This is a genomic window from Stenotrophomonas sp. GD03930 (genome assembly GCF_029839665.1).
GTDB lineage: Bacteria > Pseudomonadota > Gammaproteobacteria > Xanthomonadales > Xanthomonadaceae > Stenotrophomonas > Stenotrophomonas forensis.
Map to the genome: position 1 here is coordinate 82,946 of NZ_JAOCAV010000005.1, position 20,945 is coordinate 103,890.

The 20,945-nt window shown below is 67.0% G+C and carries 21 protein-coding genes and 1 tRNA gene; 8 read left to right on the plus strand and 14 right to left on the minus strand.

Annotated elements, in window-relative coordinates; translation table 11 throughout:
* Nucleotides 1-64 precede the first annotated feature (64 nt).
* The 9 genes from N5C18_RS20360 to N5C18_RS20400 all read right to left on the minus strand — a co-directional run bounded on the left by N5C18_RS20360 (nucleotide 65) and on the right by N5C18_RS20400 (nucleotide 7,975).
* A complete protein-coding gene (locus N5C18_RS20360) occupies nucleotides 65-1,429 on the minus strand; it encodes an aminodeoxychorismate synthase component I (RefSeq protein ID WP_279945512.1) in 1,365 nt (454 codons plus the stop codon).
* 101 nt (nucleotides 1,430-1,530) lie between these two features.
* A complete protein-coding gene (gene fabF, locus N5C18_RS20365; protein WP_049457622.1) occupies nucleotides 1,531-2,793 on the minus strand; it encodes a beta-ketoacyl-ACP synthase II in 1,263 nt (420 codons plus the stop codon).
* 143 nt (nucleotides 2,794-2,936) lie between these two features.
* Nucleotides 2,937-3,176: an acyl carrier protein gene (acpP, locus tag N5C18_RS20370; RefSeq protein WP_005408313.1), complete on the minus strand. Its 240-nt coding sequence runs from the start codon at nucleotides 3,174-3,176 to the stop codon at nucleotides 2,937-2,939.
* Between the two features lie 152 nt (nucleotides 3,177-3,328).
* Nucleotides 3,329-4,072, minus strand: coding sequence for a 3-oxoacyl-ACP reductase FabG (fabG, locus tag N5C18_RS20375; protein ID WP_004146899.1), 744 nt, complete (start codon nucleotides 4,070-4,072; stop codon nucleotides 3,329-3,331).
* 81 nt (nucleotides 4,073-4,153) lie between these two features.
* A complete protein-coding gene (fabD, locus tag N5C18_RS20380) occupies nucleotides 4,154-5,098 on the minus strand; it encodes an ACP S-malonyltransferase (protein ID WP_279945513.1) in 945 nt (314 codons plus the stop codon).
* Nucleotides 5,099-5,233: 135 nt separating this feature from the next.
* Nucleotides 5,234-6,016 (minus strand): serine/threonine protein phosphatase, encoded by a 783-nt coding sequence (locus N5C18_RS20385; protein WP_053508659.1) that lies wholly within the window; start codon nucleotides 6,014-6,016, stop codon nucleotides 5,234-5,236.
* 78 nt (nucleotides 6,017-6,094) lie between these two features.
* Nucleotides 6,095-7,072 carry a beta-ketoacyl-ACP synthase III gene (locus tag N5C18_RS20390; RefSeq protein ID WP_004154642.1) on the minus strand — a complete coding sequence of 326 codons (978 nt, stop codon included), beginning with the start codon at nucleotides 7,070-7,072 and terminating at the stop codon, nucleotides 6,095-6,097.
* 91 nt (nucleotides 7,073-7,163) lie between these two features.
* The gene (gene rpmF, locus N5C18_RS20395; protein ID WP_004154640.1) at nucleotides 7,164-7,358 is read right to left on the minus strand and encodes a 50S ribosomal protein L32; all 195 of its coding nucleotides are present in this window, start codon (nucleotides 7,356-7,358) and stop codon (nucleotides 7,164-7,166) included.
* Between the two features lie 107 nt (nucleotides 7,359-7,465).
* Nucleotides 7,466-7,975 (minus strand): YceD family protein, encoded by a 510-nt coding sequence (locus tag N5C18_RS20400; RefSeq protein WP_049457624.1) that lies wholly within the window; start codon nucleotides 7,973-7,975, stop codon nucleotides 7,466-7,468.
* A 112-nt stretch (nucleotides 7,976-8,087) separates the two neighbouring features.
* Between N5C18_RS20400 and N5C18_RS20405 the strand changes: the two genes are divergently transcribed.
* Nucleotides 8,088-8,657 carry a Maf family nucleotide pyrophosphatase gene (locus N5C18_RS20405; protein WP_164240574.1) on the plus strand — a complete coding sequence of 190 codons (570 nt, stop codon included), beginning with the start codon at nucleotides 8,088-8,090 and terminating at the stop codon, nucleotides 8,655-8,657.
* A gap of 97 nt (nucleotides 8,658-8,754) precedes the next feature.
* Here the strand turns inward: N5C18_RS20405 and N5C18_RS20410 are convergent, their stop codons facing one another.
* Nucleotides 8,755-10,590 (minus strand): glycosyltransferase family 39 protein, encoded by a 1,836-nt coding sequence (locus N5C18_RS20410; protein WP_164240576.1) that lies wholly within the window; start codon nucleotides 10,588-10,590, stop codon nucleotides 8,755-8,757.
* 42 nt (nucleotides 10,591-10,632) lie between these two features.
* Between N5C18_RS20410 and N5C18_RS20415 the strand changes: the two genes are divergently transcribed.
* From N5C18_RS20415 to N5C18_RS20430, 4 genes are read left to right on the plus strand one after another with little or no spacing between them, the layout of a single operon-like run.
* A complete protein-coding gene (locus N5C18_RS20415) occupies nucleotides 10,633-11,586 on the plus strand; it encodes a MoxR family ATPase (protein WP_164240578.1) in 954 nt (317 codons plus the stop codon).
* 2 nt (nucleotides 11,587-11,588) lie between these two features.
* Complete coding sequence (locus tag N5C18_RS20420; RefSeq protein WP_279945514.1) at nucleotides 11,589-12,533, plus strand: DUF58 domain-containing protein; 945 nt, start codon at nucleotides 11,589-11,591, stop codon at nucleotides 12,531-12,533.
* Nucleotides 12,526-14,475 carry a DUF3488 and transglutaminase-like domain-containing protein gene (locus N5C18_RS20425; RefSeq protein ID WP_279945515.1) on the plus strand — a complete coding sequence of 650 codons (1,950 nt, stop codon included), beginning with the start codon at nucleotides 12,526-12,528 and terminating at the stop codon, nucleotides 14,473-14,475. The genes N5C18_RS20420 and N5C18_RS20425 overlap by 8 nt, the downstream gene beginning before the upstream one ends.
* Nucleotides 14,472-14,999: a Slp family lipoprotein gene (locus N5C18_RS20430; RefSeq protein ID WP_004154632.1), complete on the plus strand. Its 528-nt coding sequence runs from the start codon at nucleotides 14,472-14,474 to the stop codon at nucleotides 14,997-14,999. Before N5C18_RS20425 ends, N5C18_RS20430 begins: the two co-directional genes overlap by 4 nt.
* A gap of 78 nt (nucleotides 15,000-15,077) precedes the next feature.
* Here the strand turns inward: N5C18_RS20430 and N5C18_RS20435 are convergent, their stop codons facing one another.
* From N5C18_RS20435 to dnaX, 4 genes are all read right to left on the minus strand, one after another.
* On the minus strand, nucleotides 15,078-15,437 hold the full coding sequence (locus N5C18_RS20435) for a histidine triad nucleotide-binding protein (RefSeq protein ID WP_053508668.1): 360 nt from the start codon (nucleotides 15,435-15,437) through the stop codon (nucleotides 15,078-15,080).
* 67 nt (nucleotides 15,438-15,504) lie between these two features.
* Nucleotides 15,505-16,104 carry a recombination mediator RecR gene (recR, locus tag N5C18_RS20440; protein ID WP_008267969.1) on the minus strand — a complete coding sequence of 200 codons (600 nt, stop codon included), beginning with the start codon at nucleotides 16,102-16,104 and terminating at the stop codon, nucleotides 15,505-15,507.
* A gap of 140 nt (nucleotides 16,105-16,244) precedes the next feature.
* Nucleotides 16,245-16,565: a YbaB/EbfC family nucleoid-associated protein gene (locus tag N5C18_RS20445; protein WP_004154630.1), complete on the minus strand. Its 321-nt coding sequence runs from the start codon at nucleotides 16,563-16,565 to the stop codon at nucleotides 16,245-16,247.
* 6 nt (nucleotides 16,566-16,571) lie between these two features.
* Nucleotides 16,572-18,623 carry a DNA polymerase III subunit gamma/tau gene (dnaX, locus tag N5C18_RS20450; protein ID WP_053508670.1) on the minus strand — a complete coding sequence of 684 codons (2,052 nt, stop codon included), beginning with the start codon at nucleotides 18,621-18,623 and terminating at the stop codon, nucleotides 16,572-16,574.
* A 144-nt stretch (nucleotides 18,624-18,767) separates the two neighbouring features.
* Between dnaX and N5C18_RS20455 the strand changes: the two genes are divergently transcribed.
* The 3 genes from N5C18_RS20455 to N5C18_RS20465 all read left to right on the plus strand — a co-directional run bounded on the left by N5C18_RS20455 (nucleotide 18,768) and on the right by N5C18_RS20465 (nucleotide 20,898).
* Nucleotides 18,768-18,860 (plus strand) — tRNA-Ser (locus N5C18_RS20455).
* Nucleotides 18,861-19,250: 390 nt separating this feature from the next.
* Nucleotides 19,251-20,372: a DUF3667 domain-containing protein gene (locus N5C18_RS20460; RefSeq protein ID WP_053512186.1), complete on the plus strand. Its 1,122-nt coding sequence runs from the start codon at nucleotides 19,251-19,253 to the stop codon at nucleotides 20,370-20,372.
* Nucleotides 20,373-20,454: 82 nt separating this feature from the next.
* Nucleotides 20,455-20,898 (plus strand): GNAT family N-acetyltransferase, encoded by a 444-nt coding sequence (locus N5C18_RS20465; RefSeq protein WP_279945548.1) that lies wholly within the window; start codon nucleotides 20,455-20,457, stop codon nucleotides 20,896-20,898.
* Nucleotides 20,899-20,945: the final 47 nt, after the last annotated feature.

The following is a 20,945-nucleotide window of genomic DNA, read 5'->3' on the forward strand; positions in this document are numbered from 1 at the left end:
GGCAGTCGCGCGGATCATGGGTGCATGAGGTTGCCGGCCAGCGGCCGGCACTACCGGAGTGCGCCTAGCCCTGCTGCCCCAGCGCACGCAGCAGGCCGCGCGCCTTGGCCCGGGTCTCGTCCAGCTCCTTGTCCGGGTCCGAATCGACCACGATGCCGGCGCCGGTACGGAAGCTGACCTCATCGCCCTCCACTTCGGCGGTGCGGATCAGGATGTTCAGGTCCAGGTCGCCATCGCGGTTCAGCCAACCGAACGCCCCGGTGTAGGCGCCGCGCGGCACCTGCTCCAGCTCGCTGATGATCTGCATGCAGCGCACCTTCGGGCAGCCGGTGATGGTGCCGCCCGGGAAGGTCGCGGCAATCACCTCGCCGGGGGTGACCTCCGGGCGCAGATGGCCACTGACGTTGCTGACGATGTGGTGCACGTGGGCGTAACTCTCCACGGTCATCAGCTCATCGACCACCACGGTGCCGGGCAGGCAGATGCGGCCCAGGTCGTTGCGCTCCAGGTCGATCAGCATCACGTGCTCGGCACGCTCCTTCGGGTGGCCGACCAGCTCCTGGATGCGCGCGGCATCGTCATCGCCTTCAAACCGCGGACGGGTACCGGCAATCGGCCGGGTCTGCGCGTGGCCGGCGTGCACCGACACCAGCCGTTCCGGCGAGGAACTGACCACGTGGCGGCCATGCGCGCTGAACAGGCCGGCGAATGGTGCCGGGTTGGCGCGGCGCAGCTGCGCATACAGCGCCTGCGGACTGACCGGCGCGGCGAACCGGGCGCTCCAGCGCCGTGACAGGTTCACCTGGAACACGTCGCCGGCACGCAGGTACTCGATCACCCGGCGTACGCCGTCGGTGAAGCGCTGCGGTGCATCCTCGCCCACCGACTGCGGCGGCTGCCAGCCCAGCCCGGCCTCGGGCAGCGCGGCCGAGGCCTGTGCCACCAGTGCATCCAGCAGCACCTGCTGGCCCGCTTCGGCGATCACGAAGCTGGCATCGTTGTGGTGGTCGTGCAGCACCGCCGCCGGGCAGCGCAGCGCCAGCGCGGTCGGGCGGCCGTCGTCGCGCGCGCGCGCCGGCAGCACCGGTTCGATCTGGCTGGCCACTTCGTAGTCCAGCATCAGCGCCCAGCCGCCACGGAACGGCAGGCTGTGGCTGCCGTCGTGCGGCAGGCGTTCGGCCTGCCAGGCGCGGTCCAGTGCCTGCAGGAACGTACCGGGCTGCACGGCGTCGTGCTGATCACGCACCTGGCCATCGGCATCCAAGCGCAGGACATCGCCCTGTGCGGCCAGCAGCAGGCTCCAGCGGCCCTGGGCGGTACCCGAGGCGGTGGACTCCATCAACAGCGGGAAGCGCACCGGGTCATGCTGCTGCAGGGCCAGCAGGTCGATCGGGTGCGGCAGCGGGTGGATCAGCGGTGCGTGGGTCATGGCGGCCAGTTCAGCGATTCAGATGCACGGAAGCCGCCTTGCGGCGGCCTCCTCGTGCGTGACGCACGTTCAGTCGAGCATGGCTCGACTCTACAACTCGGTCAGATGCGCTTGAAGATCAGCGTGCCGTTGGTGCCGCCGAAGCCGAAGCCATTGGACATCACCACGTCGACCTTGGCCTGGCGTGCTTCGTTGGGCACGTAGTCCAGGTCGCAACCTTCGCCCGGCTGCTGCAGGTTGATGGTCGGCGGAATGACATTGTCCTGCAGCGCCATCACCGAGAAGATCGCTTCCACGCCGCCGGCGGCGCCGAGCAGGTGGCCGGTCATCGACTTGGTGGAGCTGACCATCATCTTGTAGGCGTGGTCGCCGAAGGCGGTCTTCATCGCCATGGTCTCGCCCAGGTCGCCCAGCGGCGTGGAGGTGCCGTGTGCGTTGAGGTAGCCCACCTGTTCCGGGGTCACGCCGGCGTCCTTCATCGCCATCACCATGCAGCGCGCGGCGCCTTCGCCGTTCTCGCTCGGTGCGGTCATGTGGTACGCGTCGGAGCTGGCGCCGAAGCCGGCCAGTTCGCAGTAGATCTTCGCGCCACGTGCCTTGGCGTGCTCGTACTCTTCCAGGATCAGGATGCCGGCGCCGTCGCCCAGCACGAAGCCGTCACGGTCCTTGTCCCACGGGCGCGAGGCCTGTTCCGGGGCATCGTTGCGGGTGCTCATGGCCTTCATCGCACAGAAGCCGCCCACGGCGGTCGGCGAGGAGCCACGCTCGGCACCGCCCACCACCATCACGTCGGCATCGCCGTACTGGATCATGCGCATCGCGGTACCGATCGAATGGTTCGAGGTCGCGCAGGCCGACACCGCCGAGAACGACGGGCCCTTCAGGCCGGTGATGATGCTCAGCTGGCCCGGCAGCATGTTGATGATGGTCTTGGGCACATAGAAGGGCGAGATCTTCTTGCCCTCGTGGAACTCGATGGTCTGCTCTTCGATGCCGAGCAGGCCGCCGATGCCGGCGCCGACGATGGCGCCCATGCGATCGGCATTGGCCTCGGTGATCTCCAGGCCCGAGTCATGCAGGGCCATGAACGAGGCGCCGAGGCCGTAATGGATGAACGGGTCCATCTTCTTGGCATCCTTGCCACTGACCCGGAACTTGCCGAACAGTTCGTTGTCGGCGGTGATGTCGAATCCCTTGACCTCACCTGCAATCTTGGTGGTGAACCGGTCCAGATAGGCATCAGCAACGTTGGTCAGCGGACCGATGCCCGAACGACCGTGGGTGATGCCTTCCCAGCTGCTGGCCAGATCATTGCCCAACGGCGAGACGATACCCAGGCCGGTTACGACGACGCGACGCTTCATTGCTGTTTCTCCTGACCCGGATGGTTTCTACGGGTAACTCGGTTTGCTTCGATGTGATGCCCAAACACACGGGGCCGCAACAGCGGCCCCATGGGATGCGGTGCGCGGCGAGGATCAACCCGCGCGCGCACTGCCGTCTGACATCAGGCCTTGACGTGGGCCTTGACGTAGTCGATGGCGGCCTGCACGGTGCTGATCTTCTCGGCTTCTTCGTCCGGGATCTCGCACTCGAATTCTTCTTCCAGGGCCATCACCAGCTCGACGGTGTCCAGCGAGTCAGCGCCCAGGTCATCGACGAACGATGCGCTGTTGGTGACTTCTTCTTCCTTGACGCCAAGCTGTTCGACGACGATTTTCTTGACGCGTTCTTCGATGGTGCTCATGGGATCTCGCTCCAGATGGAGTTGTGGTTCAAAAGTGGTCGCCATCAAAGGCGATGGCCGTGGGATAGTGTAGTGGAAACCGGCGCGGCCTTGCATCGCAGCAAAAAACCCGGCAGATCAACCACTTGCGGCGCAATCCCTGCGCCCCTTGCTTACGGCATGTACATGCCACCGTTCACATGGAGGGTTTCGCCGGTGATGTAACCGGCAGCCGGGCCGGCCAGGAAGGCAACCGCATGGGCGATGTCTTCCGGCGAACCCAGGCGTTCGAGAGCGATGTCGTTGATCAGCGCGGTACGCGCTTCTTCCGGCAACGCCTTGGTCATGTCGGTGTCGATGAAGCCGGGAGCGACCACATTGACGGTGACACCGCGCGAACCGATTTCCTTGGCCAGCGACTTGCTGAAGCCGATGATGCCGGCCTTGGCGGCCGCGTAGTTGGCCTGGCCGGCATTGCCGGTCACGCCCACCACCGATGCGATGTTGATGATGCGGCCCTTGCGCGCCTTCATCATGCCGCGCATGACTGCCTTGCTGGTGCGGAACACGCTGGTCAGGTTGGTGTCGATGATCGACGCCCAGTCCTCGTCCTTCATGCGCATCAGCAGGTTGTCGCGGGTGATGCCGGCGTTGTTGACCAGGATCGAGATCGGGCCGAATTCCTTGGCGATGCCGTCCAGCACGCTGTCCAGCGCCGCCGCGTCGGTCACGTTCAGCGCGCGGCCGTGGCCACCGTGGGCGGCCAGGCGCTCGCCGATCGCCGCAGCGCCGGATTCGGTGGTGGCGGTGCCGATGACGGTGGCGCCCTGGGCGGCCAGCAGATCGGCAATGGCGGCACCAATGCCACGGCTGGCGCCGGTGACCAGTGCGATTTCACCCTGCAGGGGCTTGCTCATGATGTTTTCCTCAGGCTGGGACGGCCGCCGCGCCCGTGCCGCTTGCAGCGGCCACCGGCACGGTCGGCAGGAACAGGGGGGTCAGGCCGACCATGCCTCGCGGGCGGCTTCGAAGTCGCCCGGAGTGGCCAGTGAACGGCCATCGATGGCCTTGTCGATGCGCTTGACCAGGCCGGTCAGCACCTTGCCCGGGCCGCACTCGGCGATCTGGGTGATGCCACGGGCGGCCAGCGCCTGCACGCAACCGGTCCACTGCACCGGCTGGTACAGCTGCTGCACCAGTGCGGTACGGATGGCGTCCACGCCGTCATGCACCTTGGCATCGACGTTCTGCACCACCGGCAGCTGCGGTGCCTGCCAGGACAGGCCGGCCATCACTTCGGCCAGGCGGTTGGCGGCTTCGCGCATCAGCGGGGTGTGCGAGGGCACGCTGACCGCCAGCTTGACCGCCTTGCGAACGCCCTTCTCGGCCAGCAGCGCCAAGGCGCGGTCGACGGCATCAGCGTCGCCGCCGATCACGATCTGGCCCGGCGAATTGAAGTTGGCCGGTACCACCACCTGGCTGCCTGCGGCTTCGGCGCACACGTCCAGCACCAGCTGGTCTTCGGCGCCCAGCACGGCGGCCATGGCACCGACACCGGCCGGCGCGGCTTCCTGCATCAGCTGGCCGCGCAGGCGCACCAGGTGCGCACCGTCATGCAGGCTCAGTGCGCCGGCAGCGACCAGCGCGGTGTATTCGCCCAGGCTATGGCCGGCCAGCACCGACGGGCGCGGACCGCCCACGGCGGTCCAGGCGCGCCACACGCCGATGCTCGCGGCCAGCAGGGCCGGCTGGGTGTATTCGGTACGGTTGAGCATTTCCTCCGGGCCACCCTGGGACAGCGCCCACAGGTCGACGCCGGCACCATCGGATGCCTCGGTGAAGGCTTCACGCACCTGCGGGTGCAGTTCAGCCAGCTCGGCCACCATGCCCACAGACTGCGAGCCCTGGCCGGGGAAGACAAAAGCGAGGGTGGATACGGTCACGCGGTCATCCGCTTGTTGCAATCGAAGCGGGCCATGATAAGGGCGAATCCGCTGTGTCGTCTGTACGTGCGCGTATGCAGGCGTATGGAGCTACCGGCCAACAGTCCGCCGGACATGGCCCGGCGGACGCATCACTCAGCAGAACAGCTGCAGGACGTCCAGGTCGCCGTCGGCGAGGAAATCCACGCACAGGCCCACCAGCATCAGCACGCCGGCGGTACTGGCGCCATGGGCGATGAAGATCGAATGGGCCAGCGCGCGCGCGGAACGGCCCAGCTTCATGCACACCCGGGCCAGGCCGTGCAGGCGGCCACTGACCGCATGCACATGCTCGCGCACCGGCGCCTGGGCGTCGCCCATCGCCTCGGCCATCATCGCCTGCAGCTGCTCGGGGCGGTCGGCGTAGTACTTGGCCACGCCATAGCCGAACATCAGCCAGTCGCGGGCCTGCGCCTCGGCCAGATCCATCACTTCCAGCGGGTCTTCCTCGAAGTCGATGAAGCCCACCTTCTGGCCATCCCAGGTGAGGTTGCGTGGCAGCGGCTGGCCGAAATAGGCCCCGCGCGCATGCGCCTCGGCGATGGCCTGCATCGCCGCCATCACCAGCCGGTCGCGACCGGCCTCATCGGCCTCGCGCAGGCAGGTATTGAACGAACTTCCGTTGTCGCCGATCACCAGCGCCGCATGGCCGGTGCCCAGCACGTCAGGCACGTTCACGCCCTGCGCGTGCAGTTCTGCCAGGCGACGGGCTTCGGTTTCGCGTGCGGCATCACCGCCGCGGTGCGGTGGCGGGCGCAAGGCGTCCAGATGGAAACGACGGGCAACGAAATTGAGCAGGCCCAGGGCCAGTGCGCGGCTTCCCTTGCCGTACTGCTTCAGCCAGGCGCGCTGCCCTTCAATGACGATGGGCTCAACCATGGACAGGTACTCCTCTAAACGCGTTACGGCCCCAGAGGGGCCGTAACGACAAGCTTCACGTTGTCGTAACTTGCACTATCAATAGCGCAGCAGGGCCGAACCCCACGTGAAGCCGCCACCGAAGGCTTCCAGCAGCAACAGCTGGCCACGCTCGACCTTGCCCGAACGCACCGCCGCATCCAGCGCCAGCGGCACCGAGCCGGAGGAGGTGTTGCCGTGCTTGTCGACGGTGACCACCACCTGGTCCATCGACATCTCCAGGCGCTTGGCCGTGGCTTCGATGATGCGCAGGTTGGCCTGGTGCGGAATCAGCCAATCCAGGTCGGACTTGTCCAGGCCGTTGGCGGCCAGGGTTTCGTCCACGACCGAGTCCAGCGCCTTGACGGCGTACTTGAACACGTCGTTGCCCTTCATGTTGATCGTGCCACCACCGTTGGCGCCGTCCTTGAAGCCGGTCGAGACACCCACCGGGTTCCACAGCAGCTCCTTCTTGCTGCCATCGGCATGCAGGTGGGTGCTGAGGATGCCGGTCTCTTCGTCGGCCTTGAGCACGACGGCACCGGCGCCATCACCGAACAGCACGCAGGTGGTGCGGTCGTTCCAGTCGACCATGCGGGTCAACGTTTCGGTACCGATCACCAGCACGTGCTTGCAGTCGCCGGAACGGATGAACTTGTCGGCCACGCCCAACGCGAACACAAAGCCAGAACAGGCCGCGTTGACGTCAAAGGCAGGGCACCCTGCAACACCGAGCTTGGCCTGGATCAGGCACGCGGTGGAGGGGAAAATGAGGTCAGGCGTGGTCGTGCCGACCACGATCATGTCGAGCTGCGAAGCGTCGATACCGGCCGCTTCAAGTGCGCGCAACGCGGCCTGGTAGCCGAGGTCGCTGGTGGTTTCGCCTTCGGCCGCGATGTGCCGTTCACGAATTCCGGTGCGCGACTGGATCCACTCATCCGAGGTTTCGACCATTTTTTCCAGGTCGGCATTGGTCAGGACTTTTTCCGGCAAATAGCTACCGGTGCCCGCGATCCTCGAATAGATCCGCTTGCTCATCATGTTTCCTGTTGCGCGGGCCGCCGATCACCGGCACGCCCGGGAAAGAAGGCAAAGGCCGCTGCCCGCAGGCAGCGGCCTTCCCGGCACATCAATCTTCTTCGACGGCCGAGGTCTTGGTCTGGATGACCTTCTTGCCGCGGTAGAAACCGTCAGCAGTGATGTGGTGACGCAGGTGCACTTCGCCGGTGGTCGGGTCGGTCGACAGCTGCTTGGCGCTCAGGGCGTCATGGGCACGACGCATGCCGCGGCGGGACGGGGTGACACGGGATTTCTGGACAGCCATGGGATTGCTCCAAACTCGGTTCGTTTTGCTTCGTCGTATCGTCGCGCAGGACGCCAGCGCCCAGCACACTTTCGCTTTCGCCGCAGCCGCCGACGACAATCCGGCTGCTATTGTTTCTTCAGTGCTGCCAACGCCGCAAACGGGTTGGCCTGCTTTGTTTCTTCTTCGCTCGGCGCCCAGTCCTTGTCGACTGCTTCGCCATCGGGCGACAGCGGTACAACCGGCACTGCCAGCACCAACTCGTCCTCGACCAGGTCCAGCGGACGCAGCTGGCCGTCTTCCGGCACCAGCAGCGCCTCGTACTCCTCCGGCAGGGACGATTCCTCGTCCTCGTCGCGGATCAGGCCAAGCCTCTGGGTCATCTTCACCGGCAACAGGAAACGCTGCATGCTGCGCTGACAGGTCAGCGGCAACGCGGTATCGATGGTCAGTTCCACATAGGATACCCGCAGGACGTCGTCGCGACCGAACTCAAGCGAGTAGGCACACTCGCCGTCGGTATCTGCGACCAACCCCTGCAGGCGGGTCAATTCAGCCAAGGACACCTGACCGTCGAAGCGCCTTCGCGCTACAACCATCCGCCAGGCATCCAGCGTTTCGGGCACGTTCGCGGACATAAGCCGCTGAATACTAAGGATCGGGAGGGCCGGTGTCAAATGCCTGCCATACGGGCCTTGCCGCTGGCAGCGCGGGCGGCCAGACTGCCCCGCCCTGCCCCGGTATTGTCGCATGCCACTGGTCCTGGCCTCCACCTCCCGCTACCGCCGCGAGCTGCTGCAACGGCTGGGCCTGCCCTTCGACTGCGCGCGCCCGGACGTGGATGAAACCCCGTTGAACGGTGAAGCGCCGCTGGCCCTGGCCACACGCCTGGCTGCCGCCAAGGCCGCCGAGGTCGCCGCCCGGAATCCCGGTGCCTGGGTGATCGGTTCGGACCAGGTGGCCGACCTGAACGGGCAGCCGCTGGGCAAGCCGGGCACGGTCGAGGCGGCCTGCGCGCAGCTGGCGGCGATGTCCGGGCGGACGGTGCGCTTCCATACCGCGATCTGTCTCAGCCGCGCCGGAGAATCTTTCACGGCCATCGACCTGACCGAAGTGCGCTTCCGCGCGCTGGAACAGGATGAGATCGCCCGTTACGTCGCAGCCGAACAGCCGCTGGACTGCGCCGGCAGCTTCAAATGCGAAGGCCTGGGCATCAGCCTGTTCGAGGCGATCGACAACCGCGACCCGACCGCGCTGGTCGGCCTGCCGCTGATCGCACTGTGCGGGTTGCTGCGCAAAGCAGGTTTCGCAGTGCCATGACCTGTAGAGTCGAGCCATGCTCGACTGCTTCTGCTGTAGATGGCAGGAGGCCAGGTAAGAGCAGTCGAGCATGGCTCGACTCTACAAAAGCAGGGCCTCAACGAACCTCGAACGGCTGCTCCTGCCATTCCTCCACGCTGCCATCGTGGCCGTGCAGGCGCAGGCCCATCCAGTGCCGGCCCGGTGCCAGCGTGCTCGTGTCCAGGGTGGCATCAAAGCCCACGGCCGGATGCTGCGGATCGGTGCTGTCCGGCCAGGTCTGGCGAACATCGAAGACACGGCCATAGCGCGCGCTTCCGATCGAGCGTCCATCGACCAGCACCTCGACACCTGCCAGGCCGACGCCATCCTTGAAGGCCCATCCGCGGATGGCGAGGGTGCCGGACACTTTCTCGCCATTGGCAGGCGCATCCAGCCACGCCATCGCCGGGGTCACGCATGCGCCCGAGGCACGCTGCGGCGGCAACCGGAACAGCAGGAAGCGCTGGAATCCATGATCGCTGCTGACCACGCGCGGTGCAGGCAAGGGCCCCACCTGTTCGCAGATGGCGTGATAGCGCGCCAGCAGGTCGCGGTAGCGCTGATCGCTGGGCGACAGCACCAGCAGCATCGGCGCCGCGCGTGTACCCGCGTGCAGCAGGTCCCACTGTGCAAGCTGCGCGGTCCGCCCATGCTTGTCGTTGAGCGGGTGCGGCAGCACTTCAATGTCACCGTCGCCCAGCTGGAAGCCCAGTTCGGCCCCTACCTTGAAGTTGCCGGCCAGCACGCGCGTTCCCGCCGGCATCTGCTGCAGTTCTTCGCGCACGGCGGCGGCCAGCGGCTGCCAGCCTGCGAAATTGCGCGGGTAGTACTTGCTGCCTGCCAGCTGCTCGCGCAGCGATGGCGTGGAGGCCATCAGGTAATAGCCAAAGGCCAGCACCATGCCCGCGCCCGCCAGCCACCAGCCGGTGCGGCGCAGCCAGCGTGGCCAGCCGTTGAGCACCACCGGCACCGCCACCAGCAGCGCCAGGTAACCCGGCAGCGGCCAGTGGAAACTGATGCGCTCGACGTCGGTGAAGAAGCCGAGCAGGAAAATGCCCAGCGTGGATACACCGCCCACCAGGCCGAAGTAGCGCCATTGCACGCGCGTACCGCCGCCGCTGCGGGTACCGGCCAGCGCCACCTTCCACATCGCCATGCACAGGATCGGCGTGACCAGCATCGGCTGGATCACCAGGAACCACAGCCCGTTCCACTCGAACGTCCAGGGATGCCGCTCGACCACCTGGAACTTCAGGCCGGCATCGTGATTGTCGGCATTCCATGCCAGCAACGGCAGCCAGGCCAGTACACCCACTGCCAACGCAACCCATACGCGCGGATCGGCCAGCATGCGCCGGCCCTGTGGCAGCGCCAGCAATGCAATGAAGCCGACACCGATGACGCCGATGAAACGGTAGTGGCTGAGGGCGCCGATCATCAGGCCCAGCGCCAGCTTCATCGCCGATGATGCATCCACGTTGTGCAGCAGGCGCGCACCGGCATGCAGGCAGATCACCGCCGCCAGCGCCATCGGCACATCCGGCACCGCCAGCAGGCCCAGCGTCGCCGACAACGGCATCAACAGCGTAAGGCTGCCCGCCTGCCAGCCCGCCACGTTGCCGAACCAGCGCGTGGCCGTGCGCACCACCAGCAATGGCAGCAGCGCACCGATGGCCAGGAACGGCAGTCGCAATGCCAGCACGTGATGGCCGCCGATCTCCACGCCCAGCCGTGCCAGCCATGCGGTCAGCCCGGGCAGATCGGAATAGGCCGCAGCCAGATGCTGCCCTTCCTGCCAATAGAACGCCTCGTCGACGAACAATGGCAGGCGCGCAGCCACCACCAGCTTGGCCGCTGTGACCAGCGTCCACAACCAGAGAAAAATTGCCCGTGCGCGCTGTTCGCCTTGCATTGCTCTATGGATAATCAAGTGAAATTCAGAACTGAGACGATCATGCCAGCTTCGTCCCCCAATCCCAGCATGCTAACCGATCAATTGCGTCAGGCCCTGCGTGAGGCACAGGATCAGGTCAACGCACTGGTGCTGGGCAAGGTGCCGGAAGTCAGGCTGGCGTTTGTCGCCCTGCTTTCCGGCGGGCATCTGCTCATCGAAGATCTGCCCGGGCTCGGCAAGACCACATTGGCGCATGCACTGGCCAGCAGCCTCGGCCTCACCTTCCAGCGCGTGCAGTTCACCTCCGACCTGTTGCCGGCCGATGTACTGGGCGTGTCGGTGTACGAGGCCGGCAGCCGTCAGTTCCAGTTTCACGCCGGACCGGTGTTCACCCATGTGCTGCTGGCCGACGAGATCAACCGCGCGCCCCCGCGCACGCAGAGTGCGCTGCTGGAGGCCATGGCCGAACAGCAGGTCACCCTGGACGGACAGACCCATCCCCTGCCCGATCCCTTCTTCGTGATCGCCACGCAGAACCCGGTGGACCTGTCCGGCACGTTCCCGCTGCCCGATTCGCAGCTGGATCGATTCCTGCTGCGCCTGGCGATGGGCTACCCCAACGCCCAGGCGGAGCGCGAGCTGCTGCGTGGAACCGATCGTCGTGACCTGATCGCGCGCGCGGTACCGAAGCTGGATGACACGCAGGTCCGCGCGCTGCGTGAGGCGGTCGGCCACATTCATGCCAGCGACGCGCTGGTCGACTATGTGCAGGCGTTGCTGACCCGCAGCCGCCAGCACGCGGGCGTACGGGTGGGCCTGTCACCGCGCGCCGGCCTGGCGCTGCTGCGCGCGGCCAAGGCGCACGCGCTGCTGCTGGGCCGCAGCCATGTGGTCCCCGAGGATGTGCAGACGCTGTTCGTGGCCGTGGCCGGGCATCGGCTGGTGGCCGAGGCCGAGTCCAGCTCAGGACCGGCGCTGGCGCGGGCGATCCTGCAGACCGTCGCGGTGGACTGAGGGTGACCACGCGCTGGGCCCGTCTACGGCTGCTGGCACGTCCGCGCCGGCCCGAAACGCTGCCGCAGCGGCTCGACCGCCATCGCATCTATGTGCTGCCCACGCGTTTCGGGCTGTTCGTCGCCACCCTGCTGATCGCGATGCTGCTGGGGGCGTTGAACTACAACAACAACCCGGCACTGCTGCTGGCACTGCTGCTGGCCGCCGCGGCGATTGCCAGTGCCATCGCCGCGCACCTGCAGCTTTCCGGTGTACAGGTCGATGCGATCTCGGCAGAACCGGTTGCGGCCGGGCAACCGCTGCGCCTGCGCGTGGACCTGTCGCTGCGTGATCCGCGTGCGCGGCATGGGCTGCACCTGCAACTGGGTGACAGCGAAGCCTGGACCTCACTGCCGCCACAGGGGCGTGGCGAGGTCGAGCTGGAAGTTCCCAGCGAGCGCCGCGGATGGCTGGAGCTGCCGCGCATCCGCCTGTCCACCACCCAGCCACTGGGGCTGGTGCGGGCGTGGTCGTGGGTGTGGCCGGAACAGCCGCTGCTGGTCTATCCGTTGGCCGAGGCGCTGGCCCCGGCGTTGCCGGAGAGCGGCAACGATCCACTGCATACGCGTGCCCATGCCAGTGGCGAAGAACTGCACCAGCTGCGCCCTTATCGTGCAGGCGATGCGCCGCGCAGCATTTCATGGAAGCACTCCGCGCGCCGCGACAGCCTGCTGGTGCGCGAGTATGAAAAGCCGATCGGCATCGAAGTGATCCTCGACTGGCGCACGCTGGCGCCGCTGGGGCACGAAGCCCGCATCGCGCGATTGGCGCGCTGGGTTGATGTGGCCGAGCGCGAGGGCCGGCGCTACACCCTGCTGCTGCCCGCACATCCGGCGATCGGCCCTGGCCAGGGGGCCGGCCATCACCACCTGTGCCTGCGTGCACTGGCGTTGTTGCCGCATGGCTGAGACCCCTGCCCTGATCGATCGCACTGCCCGCAGCTGGACCCTGGCCAGCGCGGCGCTGGCGCTGCTGCCGTTGCTGCTGCAGCTGCCACCACTGTTGGCCGGCGTCATCGCAGCCACAGCGGTGGTGACTGCATTCCTGTCATGGCGAAAGGTGCTGCCGATGCCGGTACGCCTGCTGCTGGTGCTCGGCATGCTCGCCGCCATCGTCTGGCAGATGGGCATGGTGCGCCCCGGGCGCGATACCGGTTGCGCCCTGCTGGCCGCGATGCTGGCGATCAAGTCCAGCGAGCTGCGCAGCCTTCGCGATGCCCGCAGCCTGCTGGGCTTCGCGCTGTTCTCCCCGTTTGCGGCGTTCCTGCTCGACCAGGGACCGCTGACAACCGTGCTGGCGGCGTTGGCAGGCATCAGCGCGCTGCTCGCCCTGCAACGCCTGGCCCAGGATGAAGGCCATGCAGGCCGAGTGCCGTTGTACGGGCAGTTGCGCGGCGTGGGTCGCCTGCTGGCGATCGGGCTGCCGCTGGCCCTGGCCTGCTTCTGGCTGTTCCCGCGCCTGGCGACGCCACTGTGGGGGGTCCCCGAGCGCGCCGTCGGCACCCCGGGGCTGTCCGACAGCATGGAACCGGGCCAGTGGCTGGACCTGATGGCCGACGACACGCCCGCACTGCGCGTGCAGTTCTTCGGTGCCGTACCCGAAGCGGCGCAGCGCTACTGGCGTGGGCCGGTGCTGACCGCATTCGATGGACGACGCTGGATGCGCGACCCTGCCAGCGCGCGGCGGCCGCCCGCGGTGGTCGAGGCCGGCACGCAGCACTGGGACTACCAGATCGATTACGAGCCGACCGACCGTCGCCAGCTGGTCGCGCTGGATCTGCCGGGCCAGGCGCCCGCAGGCAGCACGCTGGATGCGGACATGAGCCTGAGCAGCGATCGAGCGCTGGCCTCGCTCAGCCGCTGGCGGCTGCAATCGGCGCCACCACGGCGCTTCGACAGCACCCTGTCGCCGTATCTGCGGCGCGCGGCGCTGCAGTTGCCCGATGGCTTCAATCCACGCACCGCCACCCTGGCACGCCAATGGCGGCATGACGCAGGCAACGATGACGCGGCCATCGTCCGCCGCGCGCTGCAATGGATCACCACCGATTTCTCCTACACGCTGGAAACGCCCCAGGCCGGGCGCGACCCGGTCGACGAGTTCCTGTTCGGCTACAAGGCCGGCTTCTGCGAGCACTTCAGTTCCGCATTCGTGGTGCTGATGCGCAATGCCGGCATTCCTGCACGGGTGGTCACCGGATTCGCCGGCGGCACCCGCAATCGCCTTGGCGATTACTGGGTCGTGCGACGGATGGATGCCCATGCGTGGGCCGAGGTGTGGCTGCCGCAGCGCGGCTGGGTGCGGGTCGACCCCACCGCTGCGGTGGCGCCCGAACGCATCCTCGATACTCTCGACGACCGACTGCAGGCTGGCACCGGCAACCCGATGCAGCAGCGCCTGCTGGAACTGGGGCAGATGGGCGACTGGCTGCGCCGCGGCTGGAACGATCTGGTGCTGTCTTTCGACGCACGCCGCCAGCAGCAGCTGCTCAAGCCGTTCGGGCTGGCTGATCTGGGCCCCGGTCAGCTGGCCGCCGGCTTCGTGATCGCCGCGTTGCTGGCCTTGGCCTGGATGGCCTGGCTGCTGGCCCGCGGCGAACGCGAACGTGATCCGCTGCTGCGCGCCTGGCACCGGCTGGGGCGACGCTATGCACGCCTCGGCCTGGCCCGGGATCCCCACGAAACCGCACGGGACTGGGCGCATCGGGTACACGCCCAGCGGCCCGACCCTGCCCTCCTCGCACTCAGCCAGCGTTTCGCCGACGCGCGTTACGCTGGAACTTGCACCGACCTCGCTTCATTATTGCGGGACCTGCGCAGGCATCGCCCGACTTCCGGAGCCTCCCCATGAACACCAAGTTCTTCCTCACCGCCGTGGCCACGCTGGCCCTGTCGGCCTGCGCCACGGCTCCCAAGCCGCTGCAGGGACAATTCAGCCTGGTCTCCCCCCGCGACTCGGTCGCCACCCAGCAGGTCGGCACGCCGGTCCGTTGGGGCGGTCGCATCATCGAAACCAAGCCTGGCCAGGGCGAGACCTGCTTCCAGATGATCTCGCGCCCGCTCAATGCCAGTGGCCGCCCGAACACCACCTCGTCCGACGCCAGCGACGGCCGCTTCATCGCCTGCCGCGCCGGTTTCTACGACCCGGCCGTGTTTGAAGCCGGCCGCGACGTGACCTTCATCGGCAAGATCGATGGCTACCAGAACACCCGCATCGGCGACTACGACTATCGCCTGCCGAAGCTGTCGGCCGACGTGATCTACCTGTGGCCGGAACAGCGCCAGGTCGATGTGGTGCCCTACCCCTATGGTCCGTGGGGCCCGGGTCCGTATGGCCCGTACTGGGGCGGCTACGGCCGTTGGGGCTGGTGGTGATCGCCAGCCGGCATGCATGACGGAAAAGGCCGCCCTCGGGCGGCCTTTTTTCATCCACGCAGGGCGTGGACGGGGGATTCAGCGCCCCGGCGAACCGAAATGGCCCAGCGGTCCACCGGCCAGCAGATGCATGTGGATGTGGAACACGGTCTGCCCGGCATGCTCGCGGCAGTTCATCACGATGCGGTAGCCGTCCTGGGCAAAACCCTCGCGGCGCGCGTACCCGGCCGCGGCCAGTGCCAGCTTTCCGATCAGGTGCGCCTGTGACGGCTGCAGGTCGTCCAGGGTCGGGATGATCTCGTTCTTCGGAATGAACAGCACATGCACCGGCGCCTGCGGCGCGATGTCCTTGAAGCCCAGCACCTCGTCATCCTCGTAGACGATGGTGGCCGGGATCTCGCGACGGATGATCTTGCTGAAGAGGGTTTCGGTGCTCATGGTCGGCCTCGGCGGGGATATCGTCCGCATTGTAGGCCGGCCGCGCCGGGCCATGCCCAGCGCCTGCTCAATCGCGGAACTCGCTGCGCGTTCCGAACGCGTGCGACAGCGTGCCACGGTCAACATACTCAAGCTCGCCGCCGAGCGGCAGCCCTTGCGCCAGGCGGCTGGGCTGCACCTTCCGCGCGCGCGCCAGCTGCGCCAGGTAGTGCGCGGTGGCCTCTCCCTCGACGGTCGCGCTGGTGGCGATGATCAACTCCTGCACCTCGCCTTCGGCCAGGCGGTTCTCCAGCTGCTCCAGCCCCAGTTCGCGCGGGCCGATGCCATCGAGCGGCGACAACCGGCCCTGCAGCACGAAGTAGACGCCACGGAACCCCGTAGCGTTCTCGATGGCCAGGCGGTCGGCGGGCGACTCAACCACGCACAGCTGGCTGCGTTCGCGGCTGCTGTTGGCGCAGGTCGGGCACAGCTCGGTTTCGCTGAAGTCGCGGCACTGCGCGCAGTGGCCGATGCGCTCCACCGCCAGCGCCAGGGTCTCGGCCAGGCGTTGGCCACCTTCGCGCTCGCGTTCGAGCAGATGGTAGGCCATGCGCTGCGCGGTCTTCTGGCCCACGCCAGGCAGCACCCGCAGTGCGTCGATCAATTGTTCAAGCAGGGGTGCGGACACGGCGACAGGCTTTGTAGAGTCGAGCAAGCTCGACGGCTATGTGTAGAGTCGAGCTTGCTCGACTGAAGCGCCCGGTGGCGTCGAGCAAGCTCGACTCTACGCGGTCGATGGCACCCGATAACCGGGTGCCATATCACGCATCAGAACGGCAGCTTCATGCCCGGCGGCAGCTGCATGCCCGCGGTGGCCGACCCCATCTTCGACTTCGACTCGGCATCGATCTTGTTCGAAGCGTCGTTGAAGGCGGCCGCGATCAGGTCTTCCAGCATTTCCGGGTCGCTGGCCAGCGACGGGTCGATGCGCACCTTGCGGCACTCCTTGGCGCCGGTCAGGGTCACGCTGACCATGCCGCCACCGGCGCTGCCGGTCACTTCGATCTTGGCGATTTCTTCCTGGGCCTTCTGCAGGTTCTCCTGCATCTTCTGGGCCTGCTGCATCAGTTGGGCGATGTTTCCGCGCATGGTGTCTTACTCGTCAAAAGTACGGATGGAATCGGAAACAACCCGCGCGCCGTGCTGTTGGATCAGCACCTGCACTTCCGGGTCGTCCATGAAAACGGCCTCTGCCACCTGCTGCCGCTCGCCACGCTGGCGGTCGGCCCGCTGGTGCAGGGTCTCGGCCGGAACGTGTTCGGTTTCCACGGTCTCGACCACGATCTTCGGCGCCTGGCCAAGAGCCTTCTGCAGCATCTCGCCCAGGGCAGCCAGCGCGCGCTCGGAGCGCAGGTATTCAAATCCGGGCGAAAGGCCCAGTTTCAAGGTCCCGTGCTGGCAGCTGATGAAGGCGGCGTTGGCGGCCAGCTGTCGCGAAGGGCCGCTGAGGCCGCTGTTGGCGACCAGATCCAGCCAGTCCTCGGCGCTGGCCAGTTCGCTGACACCTTCCAGCGGCGCGGCGTCGCGCACCGTAGCCGGCTCGGCCGGGGCGATGACGATGCCTTCGGTGCGGAATGGACGCTCCCGCTCGGCAGGTTCCGCTTCAGCCGGCGCTGCCACCGGGGTTGGCGGTTCCTGCCAGGGCGCCACCATGGCCGCGTCCGGGCCGGCCATCTCGACCGCCAGCGCCTCGTCGCGGGCCTCGGCCTCATCGGTGGCCCACGGCGGCAGGTCGTCGCTCGCCGCTGGCTCAGCCGGCGGCATCTGCGCTTCCACGTCGGCCTTCATCGGCGGCGGCTGCACGGGCTCTTGCACCGGCACCGGCTCGGGTTCCGGCGTCGGGTCCGGCTCCGGTTGCGGGGCCGGCTCAGGTTCGGGATCGGGTTCGCGCGGTGCGGCCTGCATTGGGGCAGCCACCTGTGCCGTCGCGGCCGGGCCTGCCGAAGCGGCGGCAGCGGCCGGCGTCGCATCGTGGGTCCCGGCGCCGCTGCCACCACCGGCAACGTTGCCTCCTGCGGCACCTTCCACCGACTTCGGTACCGGCGGTACCGCGGCGGCCGGACGGAACGCCAGCATGCGCAGGACCGCCATCTCGAAGCCGGCACGCGGGCTCGGCGCCAGCGGCAGGTCACGACGACCGTTCAAGGCCATCTGGTACCAGAGCTGCACCACTTCCGGGCGCAGGCGCTCGGCAAAGGCGGTGGCATCCAGGCCTTCGGCAACCGCCGCACCCGGTACCAGCTGCTGCACCTGGATACGGTGCAGGCCTTCGGCCAGCGCTTCCAGCACGCCACTCCAGTCCGGCGAGAACTCGGCCAGCGCCGCCACCACCTGCAACAGGCGCGGGCCATCGCCCTCGGCCAGCGCATCGAGCATCGCCGCCACCTGGGTGCGGTCGACGGTGCCCAGCATGGTGCGCACCACGTCCTCGCGCAGCGCGCCGCCGGCATAGGCGATCGCCTGGTCCAGCAGCGACAGGCCGTCGCGCAGGCTGCCGTCAGCGGCCTTGGCCAGCTGCACGATCGCGCTGTCGTCGGCCTCGATGTCTTCCGCCGCCAGGATGCGGGTCATCTGGCCCTGGATCTGATCCTCGTCCAGGCGCTTGAGATTGAACTGCAGGCAGCGGCTGAGCACGGTCACCGGCAGCTTCTGCGGATCGGTGGTGGCCAGCAGGAACTTGACGTGTTCCGGCGGCTCTTCCAGCGTCTTCAGCAGCGCGTTGAACGCCGCCTTCGACAGCATGTGCACTTCGTCGATCAGGTAGACCTTGAACTTGCCGCGCGACGGCATGTACTGCGCGTTCTCGATCACCTCGCGCACGTCATCCACGCCGGTGTTGGACGCGGCGTCGATCTCCAGCAGGTCGATGTAACGGCCGGCGTCGATGTCCAGGCAGGCCGCGCACTGGCCACACGGGTCGGCACTGGTGCCCTGCTCGCAGTTCAGCGACTTGGCGAAGATACGCGCGATGGTGGTCTTGCCCACGCCACGCGTACCGGTGAACAGGAACGCATGGTGGACCCGGCCACTGTCCAGCGCATTGCTGAGCGCACGGACCACGTGTTCCTGGCCCACCAGCTCGGCAAAACGCTTCGGACGCCACTTGCGGGCAAGCACGAGATAGGACATCAGGCCACCGTCTTCCATCGGATGTTCCATTGTGCCATGCCTGTCCAGCCCCCTCGCCCCCGGCACGCCCCTCGCAGGTTCCTGACCAGGGTGCTTGTGAAGTGCCGCGCGGCCCGCTAGAATCTGCGCCCCTGCTGAGGCGTTTGCCGATGGCAGGGATCCGGAGAGGTGTCCGAGTGGTTGAAGGAGCACGCCTGGAAAGTGTGTAAGCGTCTAAACCGCGCTTCGGGGGTTCGAATCCCCCTCTCTCCGCCAGATAACTGAAAAGGGCTGCCCGAAAGGGCAGCCCTTTTCAGTTATCTGGCGCGGGATGCGAAGTGCGCTGCGCGCGCTTCGCCCCAAACGTTGCTGCGCAACCTTTGGGCCCCTCCCTTTGCCTGCCTCTCCCCGCCCCTGTCGGGGCAGCCCCTCAACAGAGGGGCTTGTTCCTCCAGATGCGTGACATGCACCGGCGGAGGCACGGCGATACCCGCCACGGCTGTCCCGATGCGTGGATATCCTCTCACTCTACCCATCAGTAGATCCACGCCATGCGTGGATGCGCATGATCGCTTCCGAACACTATCCAGCGACCTCAAACAAAGCTGAACGAAACCTGAAAATTCGCTATCGTAGGCGCCTACATCCCATGCCGCCCCATCGCCCATGAGCTCGACCGACACCGCTCACGCCGCCTGCGAGAACTGCGACACCGCCCTGCATGGCCATTACTGCCATCGTTGCGGGCAATCGGCGCACAACCCGCTCAAGCATGTCGGCCACGCCATCGAGGAAGTGTTCGAATCCTTCTGGCACCTGGACGGGCGCATCTTCCGCACGCTGCGTGACCTCTGGGTGCCCGGCCGCATCGCGCTGAACTACCTCAAGGGCCGCCGGGTGGGATACGTACAGCCACTGCGGCTGTTCGTCATCCTCACGTTGTTCACCTTCTTCGTCGGCAAGCTGTTCGTACACGTCGACGATTTCGGTGTGGGCGGCGGACGCGACTCGGTGTACGCCAAGGCCACCACCGTGGAACAGGTCGAAGCCGCCCGCGCACGACAGCTGGCGCTGATCGACCAGCAGCAGGCCAGTTCCCCCGCCACCGGCAACGCCGGCTTCACCATGGCGAGAGCAGCAGTGAACGCCGCCGCCGCACAGCGCAGGGCAGAGCTCGAGGGCACCCGCACCGTCGCCCCTGCTGAAACCACCACGGGCGGATACGGCACCTTCTTCGATCACACCGTCAACGGCAAACCGTGGGATGCGGACAGCAATCCCATCGTCCTCGACGGTTGGCCGCAGTTCGCCAACCGATGGCTCAACAAGCGCCTGCAGAACGGCAACGCCAACATCAAGCGCATGGGCGGCAAGGCCGACCTCTACATGCAGGCGATCCTCACCGCACTGCCGGGCGCCCTGTTCTTCCTGATGCCGGTGTTCGCACTGGTGCTGCGCATCGCCTACATCAGTCGACCGATGGGCTATCTCGAGCACCTGGTGGTCGCCCTCTACAGCCACTGCTGGCTGATGATGGTGCTGCTGGCAACGTTCATCGTTGCTGGCATCGGCAACGCCTTCGCTTCACCGGCGATCGCCACGCTCAGCCAATGGTTGTATGCCCTGCTGTGGCTGGCGGTTCCGGTGTACCTGCTGTGGATGCAGCAGCGCGTGTATGGCGGCAACAAGGCGTTCACCGTACTGCGCTACCTCGCCATCGGCGGCGTGTACCTGTTCCTGGTGACCTTCGTGGTGATGTACGCGGTACTGGCGGGCATTTCGGCCTGAGGGGAGACACGCATGGCGTGTCACCCCTGAATCCGCGCGTGGCGTGGATCTTCTGATACTGCTGATCGTCTATCGTGGGCGCATGAAACTCCGGCTCTACCGCCCCACGGATGCCAGCGCCTGCCTGTCGATCTTCGACAGCAACGTGCCCACGTTCTTCGCCGCCGAAGAGCGCAGCGATTTCGAACGCTTCCTGCTCGTGCAGGCGGTGGACTTTGCCTTCCAGGTCATCGAGCGCGACAGCAGCGTCATCGCCTGCGGCGGCATCACACGCCGTGGCGATGGCAGCGCCGGCTTCTGCTGGGGCATGGTCCAGCGCGCGCTGCACCGGCAGGGCATCGGCCGCGAACTGACGCTGGCACGCCTGCACCAGGCCGAAGCGGACTCGTCGATCACGCACATCACGCTCAGCACCAGCCAGCATACGCAAGGGTTCTATGCCGGCCTCGGCTTCCACGTGACACGGGTGATACCCGATGGCCACGGCGCCGGGATCGACGCCGTGGAGATGGAGCGGAGGGTGTAGCCCTCCGCCCCGCCCCGGATCCACGGCGTGCGTGGATCCATTGCCGG

Coding starts and splice junctions, on each gene's coding strand:
- N5C18_RS20360 (WP_279945512.1), bottom strand. CDS start 1,429: ATGACCCACGCACCGCTGATCCACCCGCTGCCGCACCCGATCGACCTG.
- fabF (WP_049457622.1), bottom strand. CDS start 2,793: ATGAAGCGTCGCGTCGTCGTAACCGGCCTGGGTATCGTCTCGCCGTTG.
- acpP (WP_005408313.1), bottom strand. CDS start 3,176: ATGAGCACCATCGAAGAACGCGTCAAGAAAATCGTCGTCGAACAGCTT.
- fabG (WP_004146899.1), bottom strand. CDS start 4,072: ATGAGCAAGCCCCTGCAGGGTGAAATCGCACTGGTCACCGGCGCCAGC.
- N5C18_RS20385 (WP_053508659.1), bottom strand. CDS start 6,016: ATGGTTGAGCCCATCGTCATTGAAGGGCAGCGCGCCTGGCTGAAGCAG.
- N5C18_RS20390 (WP_004154642.1), bottom strand. CDS start 7,072: ATGAGCAAGCGGATCTATTCGAGGATCGCGGGCACCGGTAGCTATTTG.
- rpmF (WP_004154640.1), bottom strand. CDS start 7,358: ATGGCTGTCCAGAAATCCCGTGTCACCCCGTCCCGCCGCGGCATGCGT.
- N5C18_RS20400 (WP_049457624.1), bottom strand. CDS start 7,975: ATGTCCGCGAACGTGCCCGAAACGCTGGATGCCTGGCGGATGGTTGTA.
- N5C18_RS20405 (WP_164240574.1), top strand. CDS start 8,088: ATGCCACTGGTCCTGGCCTCCACCTCCCGCTACCGCCGCGAGCTGCTG.
- N5C18_RS20410 (WP_164240576.1), bottom strand. CDS start 10,590: ATGCAAGGCGAACAGCGCGCACGGGCAATTTTTCTCTGGTTGTGGACG.
- N5C18_RS20415 (WP_164240578.1), top strand. CDS start 10,633: ATGCCAGCTTCGTCCCCCAATCCCAGCATGCTAACCGATCAATTGCGT.
- N5C18_RS20425 (WP_279945515.1), top strand. CDS start 12,526: ATGGCTGAGACCCCTGCCCTGATCGATCGCACTGCCCGCAGCTGGACC.
- N5C18_RS20430 (WP_004154632.1), top strand. CDS start 14,472: ATGAACACCAAGTTCTTCCTCACCGCCGTGGCCACGCTGGCCCTGTCG.
- N5C18_RS20435 (WP_053508668.1), bottom strand. CDS start 15,437: ATGAGCACCGAAACCCTCTTCAGCAAGATCATCCGTCGCGAGATCCCG.
- N5C18_RS20445 (WP_004154630.1), bottom strand. CDS start 16,565: ATGCGCGGAAACATCGCCCAACTGATGCAGCAGGCCCAGAAGATGCAG.
- dnaX (WP_053508670.1), bottom strand. CDS start 18,623: ATGGAAGACGGTGGCCTGATGTCCTATCTCGTGCTTGCCCGCAAGTGG.
- N5C18_RS20460 (WP_053512186.1), top strand. CDS start 19,251: ATGAGCTCGACCGACACCGCTCACGCCGCCTGCGAGAACTGCGACACC.
- N5C18_RS20465 (WP_279945548.1), top strand. CDS start 20,455: ATGAAACTCCGGCTCTACCGCCCCACGGATGCCAGCGCCTGCCTGTCG.